Raw genomic sequence first — 22,058 nt, forward strand, 5'->3', positions numbered from 1 at the left:
GTGTCGCGCGGCAAGGTTTTACATCAGCAGCTGGCGCGACAGCACTTCGCGCGCCTGGGTGACGGTCTCGCGTTCGCCCGGCATCGGCGGCGTCAGCGAAAACACCGCGTCGGGCAGCGGCGGCAAGCGGAATTTCGTGCCGAGCCGCATCAGGCCGTCGCCGATCGCCGAAGCGCACAGGCAGCCGACCCCGAGCCCGGCCGCGAGCATCGACTGCAGCCCCGCGACCCCCGATGCGCTGTGCACCAGCACGTACGGCGTGTGCTGCTCGTCGAGCGAGCGCACGGCGACCTGATGCATCATGCAGTCGTCCGGCAGCAGCACGAGGGGCAGCGGCTCGGGCAACTGCTCGGCGAGCGCGGGCGACGCGACCCACGACAGCGGCTCGCGCCGCAACACCCAGCGCGCATCGGCCGACGCCGGCCGGAACGGCCCGCTCGACAGGTTCATCACGACGCCGAGATCGATCTGCCCGCGCGCGTGCGCGGCCTCGATGTCCACGCTCTTCATCGCGCTCACGTGCAGGCTCAACTGCGGATAGCACTCGCGCAGCCGTGCCAGCATCCCCGCCACTTCATTCGTACGGTAGTAGTCGGTGATCGCGACGCGCAGCTCGCCCTTGATCGCCTGCCCGCGCAGCTCGTCGAACGCGGCCTCGTTCAACGCGACGATCCGCCGGGCGTGCTGCAGCAGCCGCGTGCCGGCCGGCGTCGGCTCGACGCCGCGCTTGCTGCGCACGAACAACGGCACGCCGGCGCGCGATTCGAGCTTGCGCACCTGCTCGCTGACCGTCGACTGCGACAGGTGCAGCACCGGCGCGGCAGCCGACAGGCTGCCGGCGTCCGCGACCGCCGCGAAAGTGCGCAACTGATCCAGGTCGAAACCGCGCATCGCCCTCTCCATCCATCGAATAACCCGATGGATGCTACCACTCTTTCCCGCTTTTCCGAACCATAGGCGATCGCCAGAATACGGGGTCAACGGCCTGCGTGCGTCGCCTGCACATACGGCCCTCATTTTTTGGACCCTGCTGCCATGACGAACCCCACCCTTGCTCCTTGCGCGCCGGCCGGCGCGGCCGCCGCGGCGACGCCGCGCAGCCATCACGGCTGGGCGCTCGTGGTCCTGCTGGTCGGCGCCATTCTGCCGCCGCTTGACTACTTCATCGTGAATCTTGCGTTACCGGCCATCCGCGACGGCATCGGCGCGCGCCCCGCCGAACTGCAGCTCGTCGTGTCCGCGTATGCATGCGCGAGCGCGGTCGTCCAGATCACGGGCGGCCGCCTCGGCGACCTGTACGGCCGCAAGCGCATGTTCATGACCGGCATGGCCGGCTTCGTGCTCGCGTCGACGCTGTGCGGGCTCGCCGGCAACGGCACCGTGCTCGTCGGCGGCCGCGTGCTGCAGGGCCTGTTTGCCGCGATCCTCGCGCCGCAGGTGCTCGCGACGATCCGCAGCGTGTTCAGCCCGCAGGAACAGGTGCGCGTGATGGGCTTCTACGGGTTCGCGTTCGGCCTCGCGGCCGTGATCGGCCAGCTCGGCGGCGGCGCGTTGATCAGCCTGCATCCGTTCGGGCTCGGCTGGCGCGCGATCTTCCTCGTCAATCTACCGATCGGCATCCTTGCGCTGATCGGCAGCTGGCGCTTCATTCCGGAGAACCGGCCGCCGCGCGGCCAGCGCATCGACGTGCCCGGCACGGTGCTGATGTCGCTGTTCCTGCTGATGCTCGTGTACCCGCTCACGCACGGCCGCGAGGCCGGCTGGCCGCTGTGGATGATCGCGTGCCTCGTCGGCGCGCTGCCGATGCTCGGCGCGCTGCTGGCCGTCGAATCGCGCCGGCTCGCCGGCGGCCGCGATCCGCTGCTCGACGTGCGCCTGTTCCGCAACCCGGTCGTCGCGCTCGGGCTCCTGCTCGCGTTCCTGTTCTACATGCTGAGCGCGTTTTTCCTGAGTTACGGGATCTATCTGCAGGGCTGCCTGAACTGGTCGCCGCTCGCGTCCGGGTTCGCGATCCTGCCGCTCGGGCTCGGCTTCCTCGCCAGTCCGCTGCTGATGCCGCGCCTCGTCGGCAGGTTCGGCGGCCATCGCGTACTCACGCTCGGCTTCGTGATGCTCACGGCCGGCGTCACGACCGCTGCCGCGCTCGCGAGCGAAGGCGCGCCGGGGCCCGGCTTCTATGCCGGCATCGCGGCGATCGGGATCGGACAAGGGCTCGTGTTGCCGTCGGTCGTACGGATCGTGCTCGCGGAAGTCGACGCGGCCCGCGCGGGCGTCGCGTCCGGGATGGTCAGCGCGATGCTGCAGATCGGCGCGGCCGTCGGTGCCGCGACGATCGGCGGCATGTTCTTCGCCCGGCTCGGCAGCCATCCGGCCGCGGTCGATTACGTGCAGGGATTCAGGACGTCGATGTTCACGCTGACGGTCGTGTTGCTGGCGTGCATCGCCTTGTCGACGGCGCTCGGGCCGCTGCATCGCCGGCTGCACGCCGGCGCGTGAACGGGAGCGAGACGGACTCGCCCGCAGGCCGACCGGGCCGGGAGCAGCCCCCCCCCGGCGCCCCCGGTTCAATGCGGTTGCTTGCGCTGCGCTTGTCGCGCCTCCCATTCGGCCAGGTCGATGCGATACTGCGCAAGCGCCTCGTCATACAGGTCGAAGACGCACGGCGAGCAGCCGCTGTTGCAGCAGTCTTCCAGTTCGGGCTGGATGGGCGGGGTCGGACGGGGATCGTCGACGAACGGATCCTCTGAAGCTTGATTCGGCACGGCGTGTTCCGGTGATGTGGAACGGTCAGTATAGGGCGATCCGGGCCGCCGCCGCTTTCGGCAAGCCTGGCGGATCGACGATCAACGCATCCGTCACGGCGCGACTGCCGACCGCGGCACTCCGCTGCGTTCGCCCCATTTCCCCCAACAGGAGCCGCGCGATGGCCGAAGCCGTGAATCCACCGGAAGTCTGGGCGCCGTTCGGCGCGTTCTCGATGGCCGTGATCCAGGGCGACGGCCGGATCGTGCATCTGAAAGGGCAAGTCGCGCTCGACCGCGACGGGCAGGTAGTCGGTGCCGGCGACATGCGCGCCCAGGTTCGCCGGACACTCGACAACGTCCGCGATGTGCTGGCCGCGCTGGGCGGGCAAATGCGCGACGTGATCTCGCTCGTCCATTACGCCACCGACATCGAGGCATTCATGCAGGCCGGCGACATCCGCAACACGTACTTCGCCGCACCTTATCCGGTGACGACGACCGTCCAGGTCGAGCGTCTCTACCATCCCGACCTGCTGATCGAGATCGCGGCCATCGCCGAGATTCCGGCGGCGCGGTTTCGTCGCCCGGAGACGGCCGTGTGACGGGCATCGGCCCGCGTGGGATCGCGCGCCGGCGCGGCATTCCCGCCCGGCGCGCGCCTGCTCGCCACCCGCCCGCTTACTTCGCCGGCCCGCCGGTCTTCGCGGCCCCCGGCTTGTCGGCCAGCGGCTGCCACGCGGCACCGAGCGAATACCAGTCGACGCGGCGCGTGAGCGTCATGATGCCGGCGAGGATCGCGAACAGCAGCAGCGAACCGAGCATCAGCGCATTGTCTTCCGACAACAGCAGCCCGTAGAGCGCCGCGTACAGCATCGCGAGCAGCACCGCGAACGTCGCGCCGCGTTTCACGCTATGCAGCACGAACGACAGGTAGAAGCCGAGCAGCCCGATGCATGCGCTGCTCGCCGCGAGATACGCATAGCCGAACGCGATGTGCTCGGACAGGCTCAACAGCAGCAGGAAGAACAGCGCGAGCGACAAGCCGACCAGCGTGTACTGGATCGGGTGAATGCGCAGCCGCTTCACGAGCTCGTACATGAAGAAGCTCGCGAACGTGAGCATCACGAACAACGCACCGTACTTCGTCGCGCGCTCGGCCTGCAGATAGACGTTCACGGGCTCGATCACCGACACCGACGCCATCTCGATCGCGCCCTCGCCGTTGCCGTTGCCCGACGCGACCTGCTCGCGCGCCTTCGTGTTGAACGACGTCACGTGCCAGTTGCTGGTGAAGCCGTTTGCATCGATCGTGCGCTCGCCCGGCAGGAACGCGCCGCCGAAGCTCGGATGCGGCCACTTCGACTTCAGCGAGAAATCGTTCTGGTCGGCCACCGGCGCGAACGCGACCGATTCCGCGCCGACCAGCGGCAGGTCGATGCTGAACGGCACGACCGCCCCCGCTTTCGCGAGCACCGCGAGATCGACGCTCGCATGCACGCCCTGGTGCAGGCTCTCCAGCCGCGTGCCCTGCTCGATCTCGAGCCGCTCGCCGCCGATGCGCAGGTCGGGCTGCGCCTTCAGCCCGCGAATGTCCCCGATGCCGAGCGCGACATACGCGTCGTCGATCGCGAAGCTCACGTGGCCGTCCGCCTGCGGCAGCTTCTTCAGGTCCGGCAGCGCGAGCGTGCCCGTCATCCGGCTCGCCAGGTCGTACACGAGCGCCTTGTGGATGCCGCGATAACGGACCTTGATGTCGAGCGCACCGTCGACGTTCAGCGTCTTCGGAAACACGAGCATGCGTTTCGTCTCGCTTCGGAGGCTCGTCTTCGGCGCGCCGCGCGGCGGCGCGCTGTCGCGCACGCGCGTGACTTCCGTGTAACGCACGACGAGCACCGGCCCCGTCACCGTCTGCGGGCCCGCATAGCTCGCCCAGATGCTCTGCAAGGCGCTCTCGCGATACTCGGCGCGTTCCCGCACGATGCTCTGGACCATCTGCAGCGGGATCAGGATCGCCAGCGCGAGCAACGCGGTGATCATGGATTTGAACAACAGGACTCGATTCATTGCCGACCGACACCGTAGTGGAAGATGCGGTCAGCATGAGCGGCCCCGGTGAAGGGCGATTGAAGCCGGTGTGAAGCGAATGTGTGGCGAACGTGAAGTGCGTTCAGCCGGCCGACGGCAGCGTGAGCGTCGCGCACGCGCCGCCTTCGTCGCGGTTCGCGAGCGCAACCTGGCCGCGGTGCAGCATCGCGACCTCGCGGACGAAACACAGCCCGAGGCCCGTGCTGCGATCCTGCCCGTCGGGGCGCGGCAGCGAATAGAAGCGCTCGAACACGCGCGACAGCGCGTAGTCGGGCACGCCGGGGCCGTCGTCGTCGACGCGCACGACCGAGACGTGCGCCCTGCCCGCCGCCCGCCGTTCGAGCGCGATCCGGATCGTGCTGCCCCGTGGCGCGAAATCCAGTGCATTGTCGAGCAGGTTGCCGAGCGCCTGCCGCAGCAGGAACGGATCGCCTTCGACGACCGCCGGATCGGCCGCCTCGTTCGCGTCGATCCGCAAGCTCACGCCGCGCTGCCGCGCGCGCGGCTCGATATCGTCGACGAGCTGGTCGAGCACCGACCGCAGCGCAACCGGTTCGCGCACCGACAGGCGCTGCTGCTGCTCGACCTCGGCCAGCGCGAGCAGCTTGCGGATCATCTGTTCGAGGCGGCCGGCTTGGCGGCGGATGTTCTCGGTGAAGCGCCGGCGGTTCGCGACCGGCATGTCTTCCTGCAGCAGTTCGGCCGCGCCGCTGATCGCGGCCAGCGGGCTTTTCATCTCGTGCGTGAGTGTGTGGATGTAGGTTTCGACGTACTGCCGGTCCTCCAGCCGCCGATGCATGCTTTCCACCGCGCGCCCCAGCTCGGCCAGCTCGTTCGCGCCCTGCAGCGGCATCGCCGCGCGCTCGCCGGCCGCGATCGCGCGCGCATAGCGCTGCAGGCGCCGCAGCCCGAGCACCAGCCACCACGTGCACGCCACGCCGATCAGGATCGCGCCGCCCATCAGCAACGCGCCGTACAGCATGATCTTGCGCTGGCTGCGCGCGATGAACGGCGCGACCGTCTGGTTCGGCTTCGCGATCGTCAGCACGCCGATGATCTCGTTCCCGCGCCGGATCGGCGCCGCGACGTGCATCACGGTGCTGCCGTCGTCGTTCGGATCGCTGCGCGTGCTGCGCGCGCCGTATTCGCCGCGCAGCGTCCGGTACACGTCGTTCCAGCGCGAATAGTCCTGGCCGACCGCGCTGCCGGACGAGTCGTAGCGCACGATGCCGTGCGCGTCGGTGACGTAGAGGCGGTAGCCGATTGCGTTCTTCTGGATGCCCCACACGTTCGCGCTCACCGGACGCTCGTGCAGCTTGCCGAGCTGACGCGCGAACGCGCCGTCGGCGATGTGCCCGTTCGCCAGGTCGTCGGCGGCCAGCGCCGCGAGTACCTGCGCGGTATCGACGAGCGTGTCCTCCATCGCCTCGCGCACGCCGGGCTTCACCTCCTGCACGAACACGCGCAGCGTGATCAGCGCGGCGAGACCGACGATCAGGAAAAAACCGAAGAAGATGCGCAGGCCGATATGCATGGGCGGTGCCGGTCGTTACGGTTGCAGCGAATAACCCATGCCGCGATGCGTGCGGATCGGGTCGCGCTCGGGATCGATCGCGCGCAGCTTGGCGCGCAGTGTCTTGATGTGCGTGTCGACCGTGCGATCGGCGGAGTCGAATGCCTCGTGCCACACGAGGTCCATCAGCTGTTCCCGCGAGTAGATGCGCCCTGGATGCCGGACCAGCAGCGCCAGCAGGCCGAATTCATAACGCGTGAGGTCCAGCGCGTGGCCGAGCCACGATACGCGCGCGCCGTCGGTGTCGAGCGTGAAACCCGGCGCGGTCGGTTCCGCCGGCGCCGCCGCGGGCCCGGGCGCCGGTTCCGGCGCGGCCGTCCGATGGAAGCGGCGCAGGATCACACGTACCCGCGCCGCCAGCTCGCGCGGCGAGAACGGCTTGATCACGTAATCGTCGGCGCCGATCTCGAGCCCGACGATCCGATCGATCTCGTCGTGCCGCGCGGTCAGGAAAATCACCGGAATGTCGGTAAACGTGCGCAGCCGCCGGCACACTTCGAAGCCGCTGAGGTCCGGCAGGCCGACGTCGAGCACCACGAGATCGAAGCGCGTGTCGCGCAGATGGTCGAGCGCCGCCTGTCCGAGCGTGCAGTGGACGGTCTGCATGCCGTCGGTGCCGAGGGCGTAGACGATCGTGTCCGCGATCGCCGTTTCGTCTTCGACGATCAGGATATTGGGCTGATTCATGGTCTCGGGTCTGGGTCGCGCAATCCGGTGCGACATTGTACGCACGACCGGCCGCGCGAGCCCCTTCCCGGCCGGTGCGCTACGCCACGCGGCCGCTCACCGGAATCGATGCGCCGGTGATCGCCTGCGCGTCGGCCGACAGCAGGAACCCGATCGTCGCCGCGATCTGTTCCGGCCGCACCCAGCGCGTGAAATCCGCGTCGGGCATGTCCGCGCGGTTCGGCGGCGTATCGATGATGCTCGGCAGGAGGGCGTTCACCGTCACGCCGCGGTCGAGCAGCTCGGCCGCCAGCGCCTCGGTGAGGCACGCGACGCCGGCCTTCGCGGCCGCATACGGACCCATGCCCGCGCCCGCCTTGAAGGCCGCGCCCGCGCCGATGTTGACGACACGGCCGGCCGGGCTCGCCAGCAGGTACGGCAGCGCGGCTTTCGATGCGTTCAGCGCCGTCTTCACGTTCAGTTCGTACATGCGGTCCCACGTGGCGGCATCGCCGTCGGCGATCGTCTGCCACACGAATGCGCCCGCGATGTTCAGCAGCGCGTCGACCCGGCCGAATTCGCGGTTGACCGACTCGAGTGCCCGCGCGGCCGCCTGTGGATCGACGAGATCGATGCCGCCGATGCGCAATGCATCGGCCGGCACGCCGGGCAGCGCCGGTGCACCGGGGGCCGCGCCGCGGCCGATCAGCGCGACGCGTGCGCCGCGCGCGCCGAGCCATGCGGCTGTCGCGACGCCCAGATGGCCGAATCCGCCGGTGATCGCGACTGCCTTGCCTTTCAGGTCGTGTTCCATCGATGCGTTCTCCTGGATCGAGGGTGATTGACGAAGATCCGACAGCGTAGCGCCGTTCACGCATCCGTGCGCACGGCGACGAGGCTGCGGCGGCGCAGCTCCTCCGTCGTTTCGCCCTGGTTGCCCGGCCGCCAGCCCGGCGGCAGCACCACGAAACGGAACGCGGTCCACACGTCGCGGGCCGTCGCGACGTCGCGTGCCAGGCTCGCCCAGTGCTCGAGCTCGACGACGAACGGATTGCGCGAACGCGTCGGCGTGACGAGGCCGTAGCGGCACGGTTCGTCGTCGCGCTCGGCGACATAGGTGCCGAACAGCCGGTCGAACACGATCAGCACGCCGCCGTAGTTCGCATCGAGGTAATCGAGGTTCGACGCATGGTGCACGCGATGCGCGGACGGCGTGTTGAACACGTATTCAAGCCAGCCGAGCTTCGGCATCCACGTGTTGTGCAGCCAGAACTGGTACATCAGGTTGAACGACAGGATCGCGAGCACCGCTTCGGGACGCACGCCGAGCCACACGAGCGGCGTGAAGAACATCGCGGCGCCGGCGATCTTGCCGGTCCAGCCGAGGCGGAACGCGGACGACAGCGTCAACTGGTTCGGCGAATGATGCACCGCATGCGTCGACCAGAAGAAGCGCACGCGGTGCGACGCGCGGTGATACCAGTAGTAGCAGAATTCCTGGCCGACGAACACGAGCAGCGCGAGCGCGACGCTATGGAGCGGGATCGTGAAGAGCCGGTGCGCCCATGCCAGATCGAACACGGGCGTGGCGAGCGACAGCGGCACGAGCGCGAGCAGCTTGCGGCCCGCGAGATCGGCAAGCGACAGCCACACCTCGTTCCAGTCGAACGGTTCGGGCTGGCGGCTGCGGCGCCAGGTGAGCACGGCCGCCTCGACGAGCGAGACGGCAACGATGAAGAGCGTGACGATGTACGCGAGCTTTCCGGTGGTGGTGAGCATGATGGGCCTTTCCTTCGGTTGAGTCGGACGCGTCATGGGCAGCACATGCCGCTGTCGCGTCGAATGGAACGCACTGTAGGGGGCAAGGAACGGAAAGGCCACGCAGGAAATATGTCGCCGTATGTCGCGATGAAGTGGGTTCGCGCGGCCGGCAGCGGTCGCGGACGCGTGTGGACTGGAGATCGGGCCGGCGGAAGGCGAACGCGTGCGTGTCCGGCGAAAAATATGTCGTGGTATGTCGTGGTATGTCGCGGTTGAGCCGGCCGGCGGCGTGTGCAACAGGTGTTCGATGGAATCGGCAGCGACTGGACGACATATGTGGATCGGCGCGGTGCATGCATGAACCGGTCGGCAAATATGTCGCCGCATGTCACCGCGACACGTTTGCGCGCCGTGAATTGGATGCGCCGCCCCCTGCCGTCAAACCTCCCCGCTCGTGACTGCATCGCCGTGATCCGTTGCCTGGTGCGGCACGCCCGCGATCGACGCGGCCGACGCACGCATTCGTCGTACCGAAAAACACCGCGCCGCGTGTAACACCGCGACATCTTTCATGACGCGACGGATGCGCGTCGCCGTCCTAAAGTTCGTCCCGTCGCCACGCCACCGCGTGCACCGCAACGAACCGCAAGGACACCCGATGAAAAACCGCTTCCTCGTCACCGCCGCCGCCCTCGTCACACTCGCCAGCGCGCCGGCCTTCGCCGGCTGGTCCGGCCACGGCACCGCCTACACGCCGCGCGGCACCTACAGCGGCGCGCATGCCGGCTCGTGCGGCGGCGGCAGCTGCTCGCATGCCGGCGGCGTGATCGGCCCCGGCGGCGGCGCCACCAATACGGGCACCGTCACGCGCACCGCGCCCGGCCAGTTCTCGAACAGCGGCACGGCCGTCGGCCCGAACGGGCGCTCGGTCGAGCACGGCGGCGACACGAGCTGCGCGGACGGCACCTGCTCGCACACCGGTTCGCTGACGGGTTCGGACGGCCGCAGCGCGTCGACGTCCGGCAGCGTGACGCGCAACGGCCCGGGGCAGTACACGTCGAGCGGCACGATCACGGGTTCGGGCGGCAACACGGCCAGCCACGCCGCATCGACGAACTGCGCGGGTTCGACCTGCTCGCGCTCGGGCACCGTGACCGGCACCGACGGCGGGAGCGTCACCCATTCCGGCAGCGCGACGCGCGTGGCGCCGGGTGTCGTAACGACGTCGGGCGGCTCGACGATCGTCCACGGCGGCACGGTGTCGACCGGCGGCACGACGGTGATCCACGGCGGCACGGCGGCAGGCGGTACGGTCGTCGTGGCAGGCGGGACGGCGCCGGTACCGGTGCCTGTCGCGCCGCCCCCGCCGGCCGCCGTGATCGTGGCCGCGCCACCGGCAGCCGGTGCGGTCGCCCGCACCGGCTGCCGTCATCGTCACGCCGCCGCCCCCACCGAAAGTCGTGCATGTCGCGCCACCGAAGGCCGTCGTGGTCGCCGCCGCGCCACGCGTCATCTACGTCGCACCGCCGCCGCCGAAGGTCCTGTACCTCGCGCCGCCGCTGCCCCGGGCCGTGTACGCCGCCCCGCGCGCCGTCTATGTCGCTCACCCGCCGCGCGCCGTCATCTGGGTGCCCGCGCACTGGGCCGGCCGCGTCTGGGTCCCCGCGCACTGGGCGTAATTCCGCCGAAGCCCGTTTCGCATTCCACCCGACTCCGTTTCATCAACCACCCGGCCGGCGCAGACCCGTCGGCCACGCAAGGAGAAACCCCATGAAGTCCATCAAGAAGATGATTGCCGCCGTCGTTTTGTGTATCGTTTCTGCAGCAGCGTCGGCCCAGCAGGTGCCGCCGGGTGCGGCGGCTGGCGGCCTGCGCGCCGAACATGCGCTGATGCAGTTGCAGACCCGTTTCGCCAGCGCGAACACGACGCACGACGGCAAGCTCACCCGCGAGCAGGCCGCCGCGGGCATGCCGATGGTCGCGCAGCATTTCGACGAGATCGACGTGCAGCACAACGGCTACGTCACGCTCTCGCAGCTCGCCGGCTTCATGCGCCAGCGCATGGCGGCCCGCTGATCGCGGCGCGCGTCCGGCCCCGCAGTACGCACCGGGAGGCAGCCAATGGAACAGCCTTGCAGGATCGTCGTGCTCGACGACGAAGCCGAGTTGCGCAACATGCTGCAACGCTTCCTGACCGGCCACGGCTTCCAGGTGCGCGCGGTGGCCGACGGCAAGCGGCTCGACCGCCTGCTGCAGCGCGAACCGTACGACCTGCTCGTGCTCGACCTGATGATGGAACCCGAGGACGGCCTGAGCGTGTGCCGACGCCTGCGCGCCGAAGGCCAGACGCTGCCGATCCTGATGCTCACCGCGAAAGGCGACGCCGCGGACAAGGTCGTCGGCCTGGAGACGGGTGCCGACGATTACCTGGCCAAACCGTTTCTCCCCGACGAACTCGTGGCCCGCATCCGTGCGCTGTTGCGACGGCAGAGAATGGCGGCCGGCGAACCGACGGTCACGTCGCAGCGCTTGCGTTTCGGCGCGTTTACGTTCGACGTCGGCCAGCAAACCCTGATGCGCGACGGCGTGCCCGTCGAGATCCATTCGGCGCAGATGCTGCTGTTGCATGCGCTCGGTTCGTCGCCGAACCGAGCGGTGAGCCGCGAAAACCTGCTCGCCCGCGCGCGCGGCCGCGACCACGCCGCACTCGACCGCAGCGTCGACGTGCAGATCCTGAGGCTGCGCCAGATCGTCGAGGACGATCCCGGCAAGCCGCGCTTCATCAAGACGGTCTGGGGCATCGGCTACATGCTGGTGGCCGGCGTCGAATCGTGATGCGCATCCCGCTGCCGCGCTCGCTGCTCGCGCGCAACATCGCGCTGCTGGTCGCGCTCGTCGCGCTGTCGCTCGTCTGTTCGCTCGGCGTGCTGCTGCACTACGTGCAGCGTCCGCGTATCGAGCGCGCGTCGATCATCTTTTCCGACTACGTGCAGTTGCTCGACCGGGCACTCGCCGGCATGCCGCCCGACGCGGGCCGCACGCTCGTCGTGCACCTCGGCGGGCGGGCCTCGCCGCCGCCTGCGGCACCGCCGCATGCGCCGGACCTCGCGGCCTTCTTCCGCACCTGGCAGCGCGACGTGTTCATGCAGGCGCTCGAACGCCACCTGCCGTCCGACCTGCCGGCGCGCTGGCAGTCGGGCGACGACGAACGCCTGTGGATCCGGCTCCATGCCGCCGGCTCGCCGGTGTGGGTGCCGCTGCCGATGGCCGCCGATGCACAGGCGAGCGGCATCACGACGGCCCTCGTGCTGTCGGTCGCGCTGGCGCTGCTCGCGGCGCTGACCGGCTACCTGATCCAGCTCCACCTGAACCGGCCGCTCGACGCGCTGGCGCGCGCGGCCCAGCGAGTCAGCGCGGGCGAACGCCCGCCGCCGCTGCCCACCGACGGCCCGACCGAAATCGCCGACGTGAGCCGTGCGTTCAACAGGATGGCCGATGCGCTGCAACAGGCGGACGCAACCCGCTCGCTGATGCTGGCCGGCGTGTCGCACGACATCCGCACGCCGCTCACGAAATTGCGCCTGGCGATCGCGATGGCGCTGCCGCGCGGCACGCACGACTCGCTCACCGCATCGACCGAGCACTACCTCGACCAGATCGATACGATCCTGCAACAATTCATGGATTACGCCGGCAGCGGCGAGCGCGAGACCCCGCAAACCGGCGACCTGAATGCGCTGATCGGCCAGCTCGTCGCGGATTTCGCGGGGCTCGGACACGCATTCGAATTCGACGAAGGCGACGTGCCCGCGTTTGCGTTCCGCCCGATCGGCCTGATGCGGCTGCTGATGAACCTGATGCAGAACGCGGTCGTCTACGGTCGCACGGGCCTCGGCGTACGGACCTGGACCGAGCACGGCATCGCGTATGCGGTCGTCAGCGATCGCGGCAACGGCGTCGGCGCCGCCGAACTCGAACGGCTGAAGGCACCGTTCAGCCGCGGCGCGAACGCGCGCGGCCATGCCGGCGGCACGGGGCTCGGCCTTGCGATCGTCGAACGGATCGCCCGCCTGCACGGCGGTTCGCTGACGTTTCGCGACCGCGATGGCGGCGGCCTGGAGGCCGTCGTCGCGCTGCCGCTCGATCCGCCTGCGCCGGCCCGGCCGCCGCTGTCGGCGTGACGACCTGACAGCCCGACTGCGCGGCGCATGTCGCGCGCCGGCGCGTGACATGCGCCGACATAATTCCTGCGTGGCGCGCGACACCCGACCTGAGCATACTTGCGCCTGCGTATTGCGCAGCGGCATGAACCCTCTCCCTCGCCAGCGATCACGCCCAGCTTCCGATCGTTCGCGTTCCTGAATGCCGCGATGGTATCGGCACCTTCATCCAGACCACGGAGATCGACATGCCCCCTTCCCTTCGCGCATTTGCCGCCCATGCCAAACATCTGACCCGCGTCGCGCTGATTGCCGGCACGCTCGCGATGACCGGTTGCGCATCGACCGCAACCACGACCACGGCCGCCGTGCCGGCAGCCCGCACGCTGCCGCGGGTTCATGCCGAGGTCGTCTACGTCTCCGAGTTCGACGTGGGCACCACCGACGTCCAGGTCGACGGAGGAATGATCCACACGCTCGCGACGCTCGCCACCGGTTCGTCCGCCGACGCACAGCGCCAGCAGCGCGCACTGAAGACCCGCGATCAACTCGCCGATGCGCTCGTGCGTGAACTCCGGGCGCAGGGCATGCCCGCGCTGCGCGGCCCGGTACCCGACGGCCGCGACGCGCTGGTGATCGAAGGCCGGTTCGACACGATCGACGCCGGCAACCGTCGCCGCCGCGTCCTGATCGGGTTCGGCGCGGGCAAGAGCGAAGTGGGCGCATCGGTCACCGTGCTGTTTCAGCCGGCGCACGGCATCGCGCAGCCGCTCGGCACGTTCTCGGCCAGCGCGAACAGCGGCCACCTGCCCGGCATGGTCGAAACCGCCGGGGTGGGCGCGGTGGCCGGCCGGCTCGCGACGTCGGCGGCAGTCGGCGCCGGCCTGCATGGCGCGTCGGAAGCGAAGCACGACACGGTGGCTTCCGATACGGACCGCCTCGCGCGTTCGATCGCGAAGCAACTCGCCGCGCAGAATGCGGCGAATGCATGGCTGCCGACCACGTCGGCAAGCTGACGCGCCGCGACGTCTCGCGCACGGCCCGGCCGGCACGGAGGCGGACGGCCGGGCATAATGCGCGAGGCCAGCGCGCCGCGCCGCCGTACCGGGCCACCCGCCGGCCCGCGTCGACCGCGGCCCGAATCCCGAATCCCAACCCGTCAAGTCCATGCAAGTAATCGTCGTAGGAACCGGCAAGCTGGCCCACGAACTGCTCGATGCGCACACGCTCGACCCGGCAATCTGTCGCGTGCTGCCCTGGGCGGACAGCACGCGAACCGACGCCCGAGGTACCGACGCCCGACGTAGCGACGCCCGACGTACCGACGCCCGATCGATCGTCGTGCACGCCGGTTCCGGCCGCGAACTCCCCGCCGCGATCGCGTTCTGCCGCGCCACCGTGTCGCCGCTCATCGAGTTGTCCACCGGCTCCGACCTCGAAACCGCGTCGCACGATTTTCCGGTCGTGCTCTGTCCGAACACGAACATCCTGATGCTCAAGTTCATGAGCATGCTGGAAACCAGCGGCCACCTGTTTCGCGGTTGCGAGATCAGCCTGACCGAGTCGCATCAGGCCGCCAAGACGTCCGTCCCCGGCACGGCCGTCGGCATCGCCCAGTCGCTCGGCGTGCCGGCGGAGGACATCCGCTCCGTGCGCGACCCGGACGTGCAGCGCGGCGAATTCGGCATCCCCGACGATCAGCTCGGCCGCCATGCGGTGCACCGGATACACATCGACGACGGTGCATGCAGCCTGCGGCTCGAATCGCGTGTGTACGGCGCGACCCCTTACGCGGACGGCGTATCGCGCATCGTCGAAGCCGTCCGGCAACATGATCTCGAGAACCGCCGGTATTCGATCGTCGAATTCATCCGCAACGGCTGGCTGTAGTCACGGCGACAGGCGGGCCGGCGGTGACGCCGCCCGCCACGACATGCCGGCCGCGGCCTTCCCGCCGTGGCGGCTTGCGGCGGTTCGCGCCCGCCGTCAGGCGTCTCCCAGCACCGCACCGCTTTCCGGCAAGGTCGCCCCGCCGTCGACGACGATCGTCTGCCCCGTGATGTACGCCGCGTCGGCCGATGCGAGAAACAGCATCGCGTTCGCGATGTCCTCCGGCTCGCCCATCCGCGCGAGCGGGATATCGCGTGCGATCTGCGCCGTGACCGACGCGTCGCCGAGATTGCCGGCCGCCGGGGTACGGATCATTCCCGGCTCGACGCCGTTCACCGTCACGTTGCGACGCGCAAGCTCCAGCGCCGCCGCGCGAATGAAGCCGTTCACGCCGGCCTTCGACGCCGCGTAATGCGCGAGCCCCGGATAGGCGACGCGCGGCCCCGTCACCGACGACGTGACGAGCAGCCGGCCCGCCCCCGCACGCTCGAACGCCGGCAACGCGGCCTGCGCGAGCCAGAACAGCGCCGACAGGTTGACCGACAGCGTGCGCGCGAGCGTCGGCTCGTCGATGTGCGTGAACGGCGTCAGCGGAAAATACGCGGCGTTGTGAACGACGACATCGAGCCGGCCGCCGTCGCGCTCGACTGCCGCGACGAGCGCGCCCAGTTCGTCCCGGCTGGCTGCGTCGACCCGGTACGCCCGCGCGTCGCCGCCCGCGCGGGCCAGCGCTTCGGCCTGCGCGGCAGCCGCGTCGCCGTTCAGGTCGGCGACGGCGACGAACGCATCGGACTCCGCGAAACGGCGTGCGATCGCCGCGCCGATCCCCTGCGCGGCGCCCGTGACGAGCACGACGCGCCCGCTGAAATCCGCGCGCAGGCGGCCGCTGCCCGGCACCGCATTCATCGCTGCGCCTCGCCGCCGAGCGGGTGCACGGTTTCGTTCAGCACCTGCGCGTACGCGCCGATCTGGAAGTTCGACAGCGACCCGAAATCGCCGCCCTGATAGCCGAAGATCTTGCCGTCGGTCTTGCGCTGCGCGAGATCGATCAGGACGACGCCAAGCGTCGGCACCACCTTTTCGCGCCACACGAACAGATACAGCTCGTCGGCGATCCTGAAGTAGTGACAGCGGTCGACATCGGCCAGCCCGCCTTCGACGCCCTGCAGGCACTGCCACGCGTAGAAGTTCTCGTTCAGGTAGATGTGCTCGTAGCATTCGGTCGGGCTGTAACGGTACATCGTGCGCTTGCCGATCAACTCGCGCGTGGGCGCGTGCAGCGGCCCCGGCTGCGCGTGGCCGCCGAGCGTGCCGTGCCGGAATGCCGCGTCGACGCCCGTCAGCGGCAACCCGCGCGCGACGCGCGTGAAGGCGTCGATGCGCGTGTCGGCTTCGGTCGGCAGCACGCCGACGACCGACGTCCATACGCCCTGGTCGAGATCGATCACGAGACTGACCGACGTCGCGCGGGCAGCCGTGTCGATGTAGTCGACGAAGTACAGCCCGTCGCGCAGCCGCGTCACGCGGCACGGTTCGCGGCCGCCCGTGTCGGTCGCCGCGTCGCGCCACTGCAGCGCGCCCCGCTCGAACGAATAGACGCGCCATGCGCCCGCTGCATCACCGAGCACAAGCGTGCGCCCGGCGAGCGCGTCGACGGACGCGAGGATGTTCGCTTCCGGCGCGAAGCCGTCCGCGAGCGCACCAACCTGAATGAATACCGGATCCTGTCGTTCCACCTGCCGTCTCCCGCGCAGCTTCAGGCCCGACGGGCCGTGTACGCTGCCGATATGCACATGGTGCGGGCTGCGCATGCCGCGCGGTATCCGCCAAAAGGATGAAGGGCGCGCGGCGCCGGAACGCGCTAAAGTGCACGTGATCCGCGCCGCGACCGGCGCGAGGAGCGCACATGCACCGTGTCACCCACTACCGACGCACCGGCGAAGGCATCGAGGCGATCAGCCTCGAATCCGACCGCGCGTTTCCGCGTCACGCGCACGACGAATTCGGAGTCGGCGTGATCGTCAGCGGCGCGCACCGGTCGTGGAGCGGCCGCGGGCAGGTCGACGCGCTGGCCGGCGACGCGATCATGGTCAACCCGGGCGAAATGCACGACGGATCGCCGATCGATGCCGGCACGGGCCGGCGCTGGCGGATGCTGTACCTCGCACCCGCGCTGGTGGCGGGCGTCGCGGCGGAAGAAGGCCTCGGCGGCGTCGAGCTGGCGCACCCGGCCGTGCGCGACGCGCGGCTCGCGGCCGCCGTCGGCCGGCTGCATGCTCGCATCGTCGCCGGCGCATCCGAGTCGATCTCCCGCGACGAGGCGCTCGTGATGCTCGTCGCCGGGCTGCTCGCCCGGCATGCGAACCGCACGCTGCCGGCGGCCGGCGTCGCACCGGCGGTCCGCGTGGCCCGCGAGCGGCTCGACGCGGCGCCGGCCGCGCCCGTTTCGCTCGCCGAACTGGCCGGCCTGAGCGGGGTGAGCCGCTTCCAGCTGCTGCGCGGCTTCGCACGCGAGCTCGGCATCACGCCGCATGCCTACCTGATCCAGTCGCGCGCCCGGCTGGCGCGCGCGCTGCTCGCCAGCGGAATGCCGATCGCCGATGCCGCGGCCGAAGCCGGTTTTGCCGACCAGAGCCACCTGACGCGCGCATTCGCGCGCCAGTTCGGAATCACGCCCGGGCGGTTCGCACAGGCGGTTTGACGCGAGCGCCCTCTTGATGCGCCGGGCCCAGTCGCACCGCATTTGAAGGCAGTCGCCCGCACGACGGTCACCGGTGGTCCGCGGATCGCCGGCGCACGCAAGCAGCACACCGCAATCAGGCCTCCGTCGCTGCAATTTCATTCAAGACGCACATAGCCGCCGTACGCGACGATGCGGCGCATGAAAACACGACTGATCGGCTATCTCTATCTCGCCGCCGCGATGGCGGGCGTCGGCAGCACCGTCATCGCGAGCCGTCTCGCGGCCGGCGGCCTGCCGCCGTTCGCGGCCACGGCACTGCGTTTCCTGATCGCGACGCCGCTGCTGTTCGCGCTGATGCGCGCGCAGCGCATGCGCTGGCCCCGCCTTTCCGCGCGCGACGCCGTCCTGCTCGTCATTCAGGCCGCGGCGGGCGGCGTCGGCTATACGGTGCTGCTGATCAGCGGCACGAAGTTGTCGTCGCCGCTCGACGCGGGCGTGATGCTCGGTACGCTGCCGGCCATGTCCACGCTGATCGCGGCCGTCGTGCTGCGCGAGCGGCAGACGCCGCGCGACTGGGTGGCCGCCGCGCTCGCCACGGCCGGCGTGCTGTTCGTCACGTTCGCACCGGGCCACGCGATGCCGTCGTTCCAGACGCTTGCCGGCGACGCGCTGGTGCTGGCCGCCGTCGCGTGCGAAGCCGTCTTCATCCTGCTCAACCGGCGGCTGGCCGCGCCGCTGACGCCGCTCGCGCTGTCCACCGCGATGACGGGCCTCGGCTTCGTGCTCGCGCTCGTGCCGGCGGCATTCGAATGGCGCGCGGCCGCGCATGGCTGGACCGTCGGCGCGGTATCGGCGATCGCCTACTACGCGCTGGTACCGACCGTGCTCGGCTACCTGTGCTGGTACGCCGGCTCGGCCCGCACCAGCGGCACCGAGGCCGCGCTCTTCACGGCGGTCGCGCCGGTCTCGGCCGTGCTGTTCGCGGTCGCGCTGTTCGGTGAAACGCTGACCGGCACGCGAGTCGCCGGCATCGCGCTCGTCGTCGCAGGCATGCTCGTCGGTGCCACTCGGCGGCGCGAGCGCCGCGCAGACACGCGCGATGCGAAGCCCGCGAGCCCCGCGCCCACCACCGCGCGAGCCGCCGCCGACTGACCCGCGCCCATCGCGGGAGACGGCAACGGCGGCCGCTTCCCGTCGTCATATGGCCCATCTCCCGCACGCTCCGGCAACTGTAGGAATGTGTCCGCGGGCCGCAAATCGATTGCGCGCCACCTCGCAAGATGCAATATTCGCGTGGCCGGAACCTTTGACAACCACCGAACGACAATCCGCCCAGCAATGAACAGGAAGGAAGCCAAAACAAGAATCGCGGTGCTGCTCTCCGCGGGAACGAGGAAGGCCGACGCACTGGCCGAACTGTCAGGACAGGGGCTCAAGGATCGCGTGCTCGCGCACCTGATCGCGTCGCGCCCCGACCCCGAGCGCTGCCGCAAGAACAAGGTGCACATCCGGATCCTGGTCGCGCTCGGTATCGCCCAGCTGGCGATCAGCCTCATGCTCGCGTATTACTTCTTCGCAAGCGGCGCCGGCAATGTCCTCGTGCTCGTGTTCCTCGCGTTGACCGTGCCGCTGTCGCTGCTGTTCATCTGGGGTTTTGCGACGAATCGCGTCGGCGCCTATCACGCGTTCATCCTGCTGTCGCTGCTGCAGTTGCCGAAGACCATCGCCGAGCTCGGACGCGACCCGTCGACCGCGCTGCCCAGCCTCTTGATCACGGCTCTGCTGGTGGGCTACGTGTGGTACGTGCGCAACCGGATGTTCCCCGACTACGGCTGGTTCACGCCGCGAAAGGTCGAAGGCCGCTACGCGTTCGTCGAACACGCCTGACGCCGCACCCGCGCCGACGCCAGACACAAAAAAGGCGCCGGGCCGCCCCGCAATCGCGGGACGGCCCGGCGCCTTCTGCATTCCGGAACCGGTCGCCTTACTTGGCCTTTTCGGCCGTATCGCTGATCGCCTGACCACCCTTCGAAATGTCCTGGCCCACGCCGGCGACCGTATTGCATCCGGCGAGCGCGGCGGTCACCACCAGCAGCATTGCAGCAATCGTACGCGTCATTCTCATTCTCCTTCGAATCAACAAGCCCGACCGGGCGAATCGTGTGTGGCCCGGCGCACGACAGGATGCCGGACACGGGGCCTGACCTGATTATACGGAGACGGAAGCGGCGCGCCAGCACCAACCCGCCGCGTGTTACCCGCGCCACACAGCCGGTCGCGCAGATTTTCCTTGACTTCATTGCGCCACGAACTAATATACGCATCGCGTATATTTTCCGTCAGGAGCCGCCGATGACCGTTCCCCAGCAAGCCTTCCTCCGCGACGCGATGCGCCGCCTCAACATGACCCGCGAAGCGTTCGCCAATCGTATCGGCGTCAGCCGGCGCGCGCTCGATACGTGGCTGCTGCCCGACGACTCGCAGGAATCGCGCGGGATGCCCGAGATCGTCGAGCGCTTCGTGTCGGAAATCGTCGAGCGCTCAGCACCGGATGGCGGGGACTATACGCAAAGCGTAGACAAACAAGGACTCTCGAAGCAGTTCCTGTTCGAAGGCAAGCCGCAGCTGATCTCGGTCGACCAGTTCTCGCGGGACTCGGTCGAGGCGCTGTTCCGCGTGGCCGACGTGATGCAGCCGATCGCGCGCCGCCACAAGATCTCGCGCGTGCTGGAAGGCGCGGTGCTCGGCAACCTGTTCTTCGAGGCCAGCACGCGCACCCGCGTATCGTTCGGCGCGGCCTTCTGCCGGCTCGGCGGCTCGGTATGCGACACGACGGGCTTCACGTTCTCGTCGATGGCCAAGGGCGAATCGATCTACGACACGAGCCGCGTGATGGCCGGCTACGTCGACGCGCTCGTGATCCGCCATCCGGAGAAAGGCTCGGTGGCCGAGTTCGCGCGCGCCACCAACCTGCCCGTGATCAACGGCGGCGACGGCCCCGGCGAACATCCGAGCCAGGCGCTGCTCGATCTCTATACGATCCAGCGCGAGTTCTCGCGGCTCGGCAAGATCGTCGACGGCGCGCACATCGCGTTGGTCGGCGACCTGAAGTACGGCCGTACCGTGCACTCGCTCGTCAAGCTGCTCGCGTTGTACCGCGGGCTGAAGTTCACGCTCGTGTCGCCGCCGACGCTCGAGATGCCGGCGTACATCGTCGACCAGATCGCGACGAACGGCCATGTGATCGAGCAGACGACCGACCTCGCGGCCGGATTGCGCGGTGCGGACGTCGTGTACGCGACGCGGATCCAGAAGGAGCGCTTCACCGACGAATCGTTCGAAGGCTACACACCGGATTTCCAGATCAACCAGGCGCTGGTCGATTCGGCGTGCAAGCCCGACACACTGATCATGCACCCGCTGCCGCGCGACAGCCGGCCCGGCGCGAACGACCTGTCGGTCGACCTGAACCGCGACCCGCGTCTAGCCATCTTCCGGCAGACCGACAACGGCATTCCGGTGCGGATGGCGATCTTCGCGGTGCTGCTCGGCGTCGAGAATCTCGTTCAGCATTCGATGCGCGACGCGACGTGGCGCCCGCCTGCCTACCTCGGGCCGGAAGACGCGGTGTTTCACGGGGTGGACTGACATCGCACCGGACATGTCGCGCCCACCCGCCATCGCTGCGGGAGCGCACCGGATTGGCCTGACGCGGAACGCGCCGTCTTGCACGGCGCGTTTTCAATTTCGGTGCAAGGAAAGAGGCAGAAAATCGCGAACTATCGCGCCCAAGGGTCGATGACGCGAAGCCCGAGCGCCTTGAACGGCGCGACGTCGCGCGCGGCCACGATCAGCCCGTTCGCCTCGGCCGTGGCGGCAATGTAACCATCGGCGACGGCGACCGCGTTGCCTGCGGCACGAGCCCGCGCGCAAAGGCTCGCATACGCTTTGCTCGCCGCATCGTCGAACGGCAGGATCCGACCTCGAAACAGCGGGACGACGCGCTGCTCGATGCCTTGATGCAGCCAGTCCCGCCTGCGTCCCTCCGGCAACGCGGCGACGCCGAACCGCAATTCCGCAAGACTGACCGCCGACAGGAACAGCGTCTCGACGTGCTGCGCATCGAGCCACTCGACGACTGCCGCGCTCGGCTCGCGCCGCAACGGCTCCGAAATGATGTTCGTGTCGATCAGGATCATTCGAAGCTCATCGGAGCGGCTGGCGCCTTGTCGCGCTGGATGCCGAAATCGCCATCGCCTGCCTCCGGCCCGAATTCCGCCAGCAATGTTCCCAGCTTGAGCCGCCCCTCGGGCAGAACGGCTTGTTCGAGGATGTCGCGCACCTCGGCTTCGGTACTGCGACCATGCCGGGCAGCACGAATCCGAAGTGCGCGATGCACTTCGTCGGGCAAATTTCGAACGGTGAGCACTGGCATGACGCGTTCCACCAAGATTGCTTTCAATGCAGTCATTTATCATCTTGCAGTCACACGGACC

The 22,058-nt window shown here is 69.2% G+C and carries 23 protein-coding genes and 1 pseudogene; 12 read left to right on the top strand and 12 right to left on the bottom strand.

Annotated features, from left to right (window positions below; translation table 11 throughout):
* Positions 1-18 precede the first annotated feature (18 nt).
* A complete protein-coding gene (locus AC1VVG_RS29575) occupies positions 19-891 on the bottom strand; it encodes a LysR family transcriptional regulator (RefSeq protein WP_482837077.1) in 873 nt (290 codons plus the stop codon).
* Positions 892-1,035: 144 nt separating this feature from the next.
* Here AC1VVG_RS29575 and AC1VVG_RS29580 point away from each other — a divergent pair, with 144 nt between their 5' ends.
* Positions 1,036-2,496 carry an MFS transporter gene (locus AC1VVG_RS29580; RefSeq protein WP_482837078.1) on the top strand — a complete coding sequence of 487 codons (1,461 nt, stop codon included), beginning with the start codon at positions 1,036-1,038 and terminating at the stop codon, positions 2,494-2,496.
* Positions 2,497-2,564: 68 nt separating this feature from the next.
* Here the strand turns inward: AC1VVG_RS29580 and AC1VVG_RS29585 are convergent, their stop codons facing one another.
* Complete coding sequence (locus AC1VVG_RS29585) at positions 2,565-2,762, bottom strand: oxidoreductase-like domain-containing protein (RefSeq protein ID WP_482837079.1); 198 nt, start codon at positions 2,760-2,762, stop codon at positions 2,565-2,567.
* Between the two features lie 161 nt (positions 2,763-2,923).
* On the opposite strand from AC1VVG_RS29585, the gene AC1VVG_RS29590 reads away from it, so the two are divergent.
* Entirely contained in the window at positions 2,924-3,346 is a 423-nt protein-coding gene (locus AC1VVG_RS29590; RefSeq protein WP_034189450.1) for a RidA family protein, read from the top strand.
* 76 nt (positions 3,347-3,422) lie between these two features.
* On the opposite strand, the gene creD is transcribed toward AC1VVG_RS29590, so the two are convergent.
* The 5 genes from creD to AC1VVG_RS29615 form a co-directional block, all read right to left on the bottom strand.
* A complete protein-coding gene (gene creD, locus AC1VVG_RS29595; protein ID WP_482837080.1) occupies positions 3,423-4,808 on the bottom strand; it encodes a cell envelope integrity protein CreD in 1,386 nt (461 codons plus the stop codon).
* Positions 4,809-4,911: 103 nt separating this feature from the next.
* Complete coding sequence (gene creC, locus AC1VVG_RS29600) at positions 4,912-6,363, bottom strand: two-component system sensor histidine kinase CreC (protein WP_069706878.1); 1,452 nt, start codon at positions 6,361-6,363, stop codon at positions 4,912-4,914.
* A gap of 15 nt (positions 6,364-6,378) precedes the next feature.
* Positions 6,379-7,089 (bottom strand): two-component system response regulator CreB, encoded by a 711-nt coding sequence (gene creB / locus AC1VVG_RS29605; RefSeq protein ID WP_034189447.1) that lies wholly within the window; start codon positions 7,087-7,089, stop codon positions 6,379-6,381.
* 79 nt (positions 7,090-7,168) lie between these two features.
* On the bottom strand, positions 7,169-7,882 hold the full coding sequence (locus AC1VVG_RS29610; RefSeq protein WP_482837082.1) for an SDR family NAD(P)-dependent oxidoreductase: 714 nt from the start codon (positions 7,880-7,882) through the stop codon (positions 7,169-7,171).
* A 56-nt stretch (positions 7,883-7,938) separates the two neighbouring features.
* Positions 7,939-8,847, bottom strand: coding sequence for a sterol desaturase family protein (locus tag AC1VVG_RS29615; RefSeq protein ID WP_049032528.1), 909 nt, complete (start codon positions 8,845-8,847; stop codon positions 7,939-7,941).
* Positions 8,848-9,487: 640 nt separating this feature from the next.
* Between AC1VVG_RS29615 and AC1VVG_RS29620 the strand changes: the two are divergent.
* From AC1VVG_RS29620 to AC1VVG_RS29645, 6 genes and pseudogenes are all read left to right on the top strand, one after another.
* Positions 9,488-10,508, top strand: a pseudogene (locus AC1VVG_RS29620) (hypothetical protein).
* A 91-nt stretch (positions 10,509-10,599) separates the two neighbouring features.
* A complete protein-coding gene (locus AC1VVG_RS29625) occupies positions 10,600-10,905 on the top strand; it encodes an EF-hand domain-containing protein (RefSeq protein WP_226194096.1) in 306 nt (101 codons plus the stop codon).
* 45 nt (positions 10,906-10,950) lie between these two features.
* A complete protein-coding gene (locus AC1VVG_RS29630; RefSeq protein ID WP_034189445.1) occupies positions 10,951-11,664 on the top strand; it encodes a response regulator in 714 nt (237 codons plus the stop codon).
* A complete protein-coding gene (locus AC1VVG_RS29635) occupies positions 11,664-13,010 on the top strand; it encodes an ATP-binding protein (protein ID WP_482837083.1) in 1,347 nt (448 codons plus the stop codon). Before AC1VVG_RS29630 ends, AC1VVG_RS29635 begins: the two co-directional genes overlap by 1 nt.
* Positions 13,011-13,237: 227 nt before the next feature.
* Positions 13,238-14,005 carry a DUF4410 domain-containing protein gene (locus tag AC1VVG_RS29640; RefSeq protein ID WP_482837084.1) on the top strand — a complete coding sequence of 256 codons (768 nt, stop codon included), beginning with the start codon at positions 13,238-13,240 and terminating at the stop codon, positions 14,003-14,005.
* A gap of 151 nt (positions 14,006-14,156) precedes the next feature.
* Complete coding sequence (locus tag AC1VVG_RS29645) at positions 14,157-14,879, top strand: dihydrodipicolinate reductase (protein WP_482837086.1); 723 nt, start codon at positions 14,157-14,159, stop codon at positions 14,877-14,879.
* A gap of 96 nt (positions 14,880-14,975) precedes the next feature.
* Here AC1VVG_RS29645 and AC1VVG_RS29650 read toward each other — a convergent pair whose 3' ends face one another.
* Positions 14,976-15,785: an SDR family oxidoreductase gene (locus tag AC1VVG_RS29650; protein WP_124670303.1), complete on the bottom strand. Its 810-nt coding sequence runs from the start codon at positions 15,783-15,785 to the stop codon at positions 14,976-14,978.
* On the bottom strand, positions 15,782-16,615 hold the full coding sequence (locus AC1VVG_RS29655) for a molybdenum cofactor biosynthesis F family protein (protein ID WP_482837087.1): 834 nt from the start codon (positions 16,613-16,615) through the stop codon (positions 15,782-15,784). Before AC1VVG_RS29655 ends, AC1VVG_RS29650 begins: the two co-directional genes overlap by 4 nt.
* A 170-nt stretch (positions 16,616-16,785) precedes the next feature.
* Here AC1VVG_RS29655 and AC1VVG_RS29660 point away from each other — a divergent pair, with 170 nt between their 5' ends.
* The 3 genes from AC1VVG_RS29660 to AC1VVG_RS29670 all read left to right on the top strand — a co-directional run bounded on the left by AC1VVG_RS29660 (position 16,786) and on the right by AC1VVG_RS29670 (position 19,449).
* The gene (locus AC1VVG_RS29660) at positions 16,786-17,580 is read left to right on the top strand and encodes an AraC family transcriptional regulator (RefSeq protein WP_482837088.1); all 795 of its coding nucleotides are present in this window, start codon (positions 16,786-16,788) and stop codon (positions 17,578-17,580) included.
* A gap of 180 nt (positions 17,581-17,760) precedes the next feature.
* A complete protein-coding gene (locus tag AC1VVG_RS29665) occupies positions 17,761-18,714 on the top strand; it encodes a DMT family transporter (protein ID WP_482837090.1) in 954 nt (317 codons plus the stop codon).
* Positions 18,715-18,900: 186 nt separating this feature from the next.
* Positions 18,901-19,449, top strand: coding sequence for a hypothetical protein (locus AC1VVG_RS29670; RefSeq protein WP_049030176.1), 549 nt, complete (start codon positions 18,901-18,903; stop codon positions 19,447-19,449).
* Between the two features lie 97 nt (positions 19,450-19,546).
* Here the strand turns inward: AC1VVG_RS29670 and AC1VVG_RS29675 are convergent, their stop codons facing one another.
* Positions 19,547-19,681, bottom strand: coding sequence for an entericidin A/B family lipoprotein (locus AC1VVG_RS29675; RefSeq protein ID WP_021158165.1), 135 nt, complete (start codon positions 19,679-19,681; stop codon positions 19,547-19,549).
* A 233-nt stretch (positions 19,682-19,914) separates the two neighbouring features.
* On the opposite strand from AC1VVG_RS29675, the gene AC1VVG_RS29680 reads away from it, so the two are divergent.
* Positions 19,915-21,210, top strand: coding sequence for an aspartate carbamoyltransferase (locus tag AC1VVG_RS29680; RefSeq protein ID WP_034189438.1), 1,296 nt, complete (start codon positions 19,915-19,917; stop codon positions 21,208-21,210).
* A gap of 131 nt (positions 21,211-21,341) precedes the next feature.
* On the opposite strand, the gene AC1VVG_RS29685 is transcribed toward AC1VVG_RS29680, so the two are convergent.
* Positions 21,342-21,761, bottom strand: coding sequence for a type II toxin-antitoxin system VapC family toxin (locus AC1VVG_RS29685; RefSeq protein ID WP_069706872.1), 420 nt, complete (start codon positions 21,759-21,761; stop codon positions 21,342-21,344).
* Positions 21,758-21,997 carry a FitA-like ribbon-helix-helix domain-containing protein gene (locus AC1VVG_RS29690; protein ID WP_069706871.1) on the bottom strand — a complete coding sequence of 80 codons (240 nt, stop codon included), beginning with the start codon at positions 21,995-21,997 and terminating at the stop codon, positions 21,758-21,760. Before AC1VVG_RS29690 ends, AC1VVG_RS29685 begins: the two co-directional genes overlap by 4 nt.
* Positions 21,998-22,058 lie beyond the last annotated feature (61 nt).

Source organism: Burkholderia sp. L-4 (genome assembly GCF_056856535.1).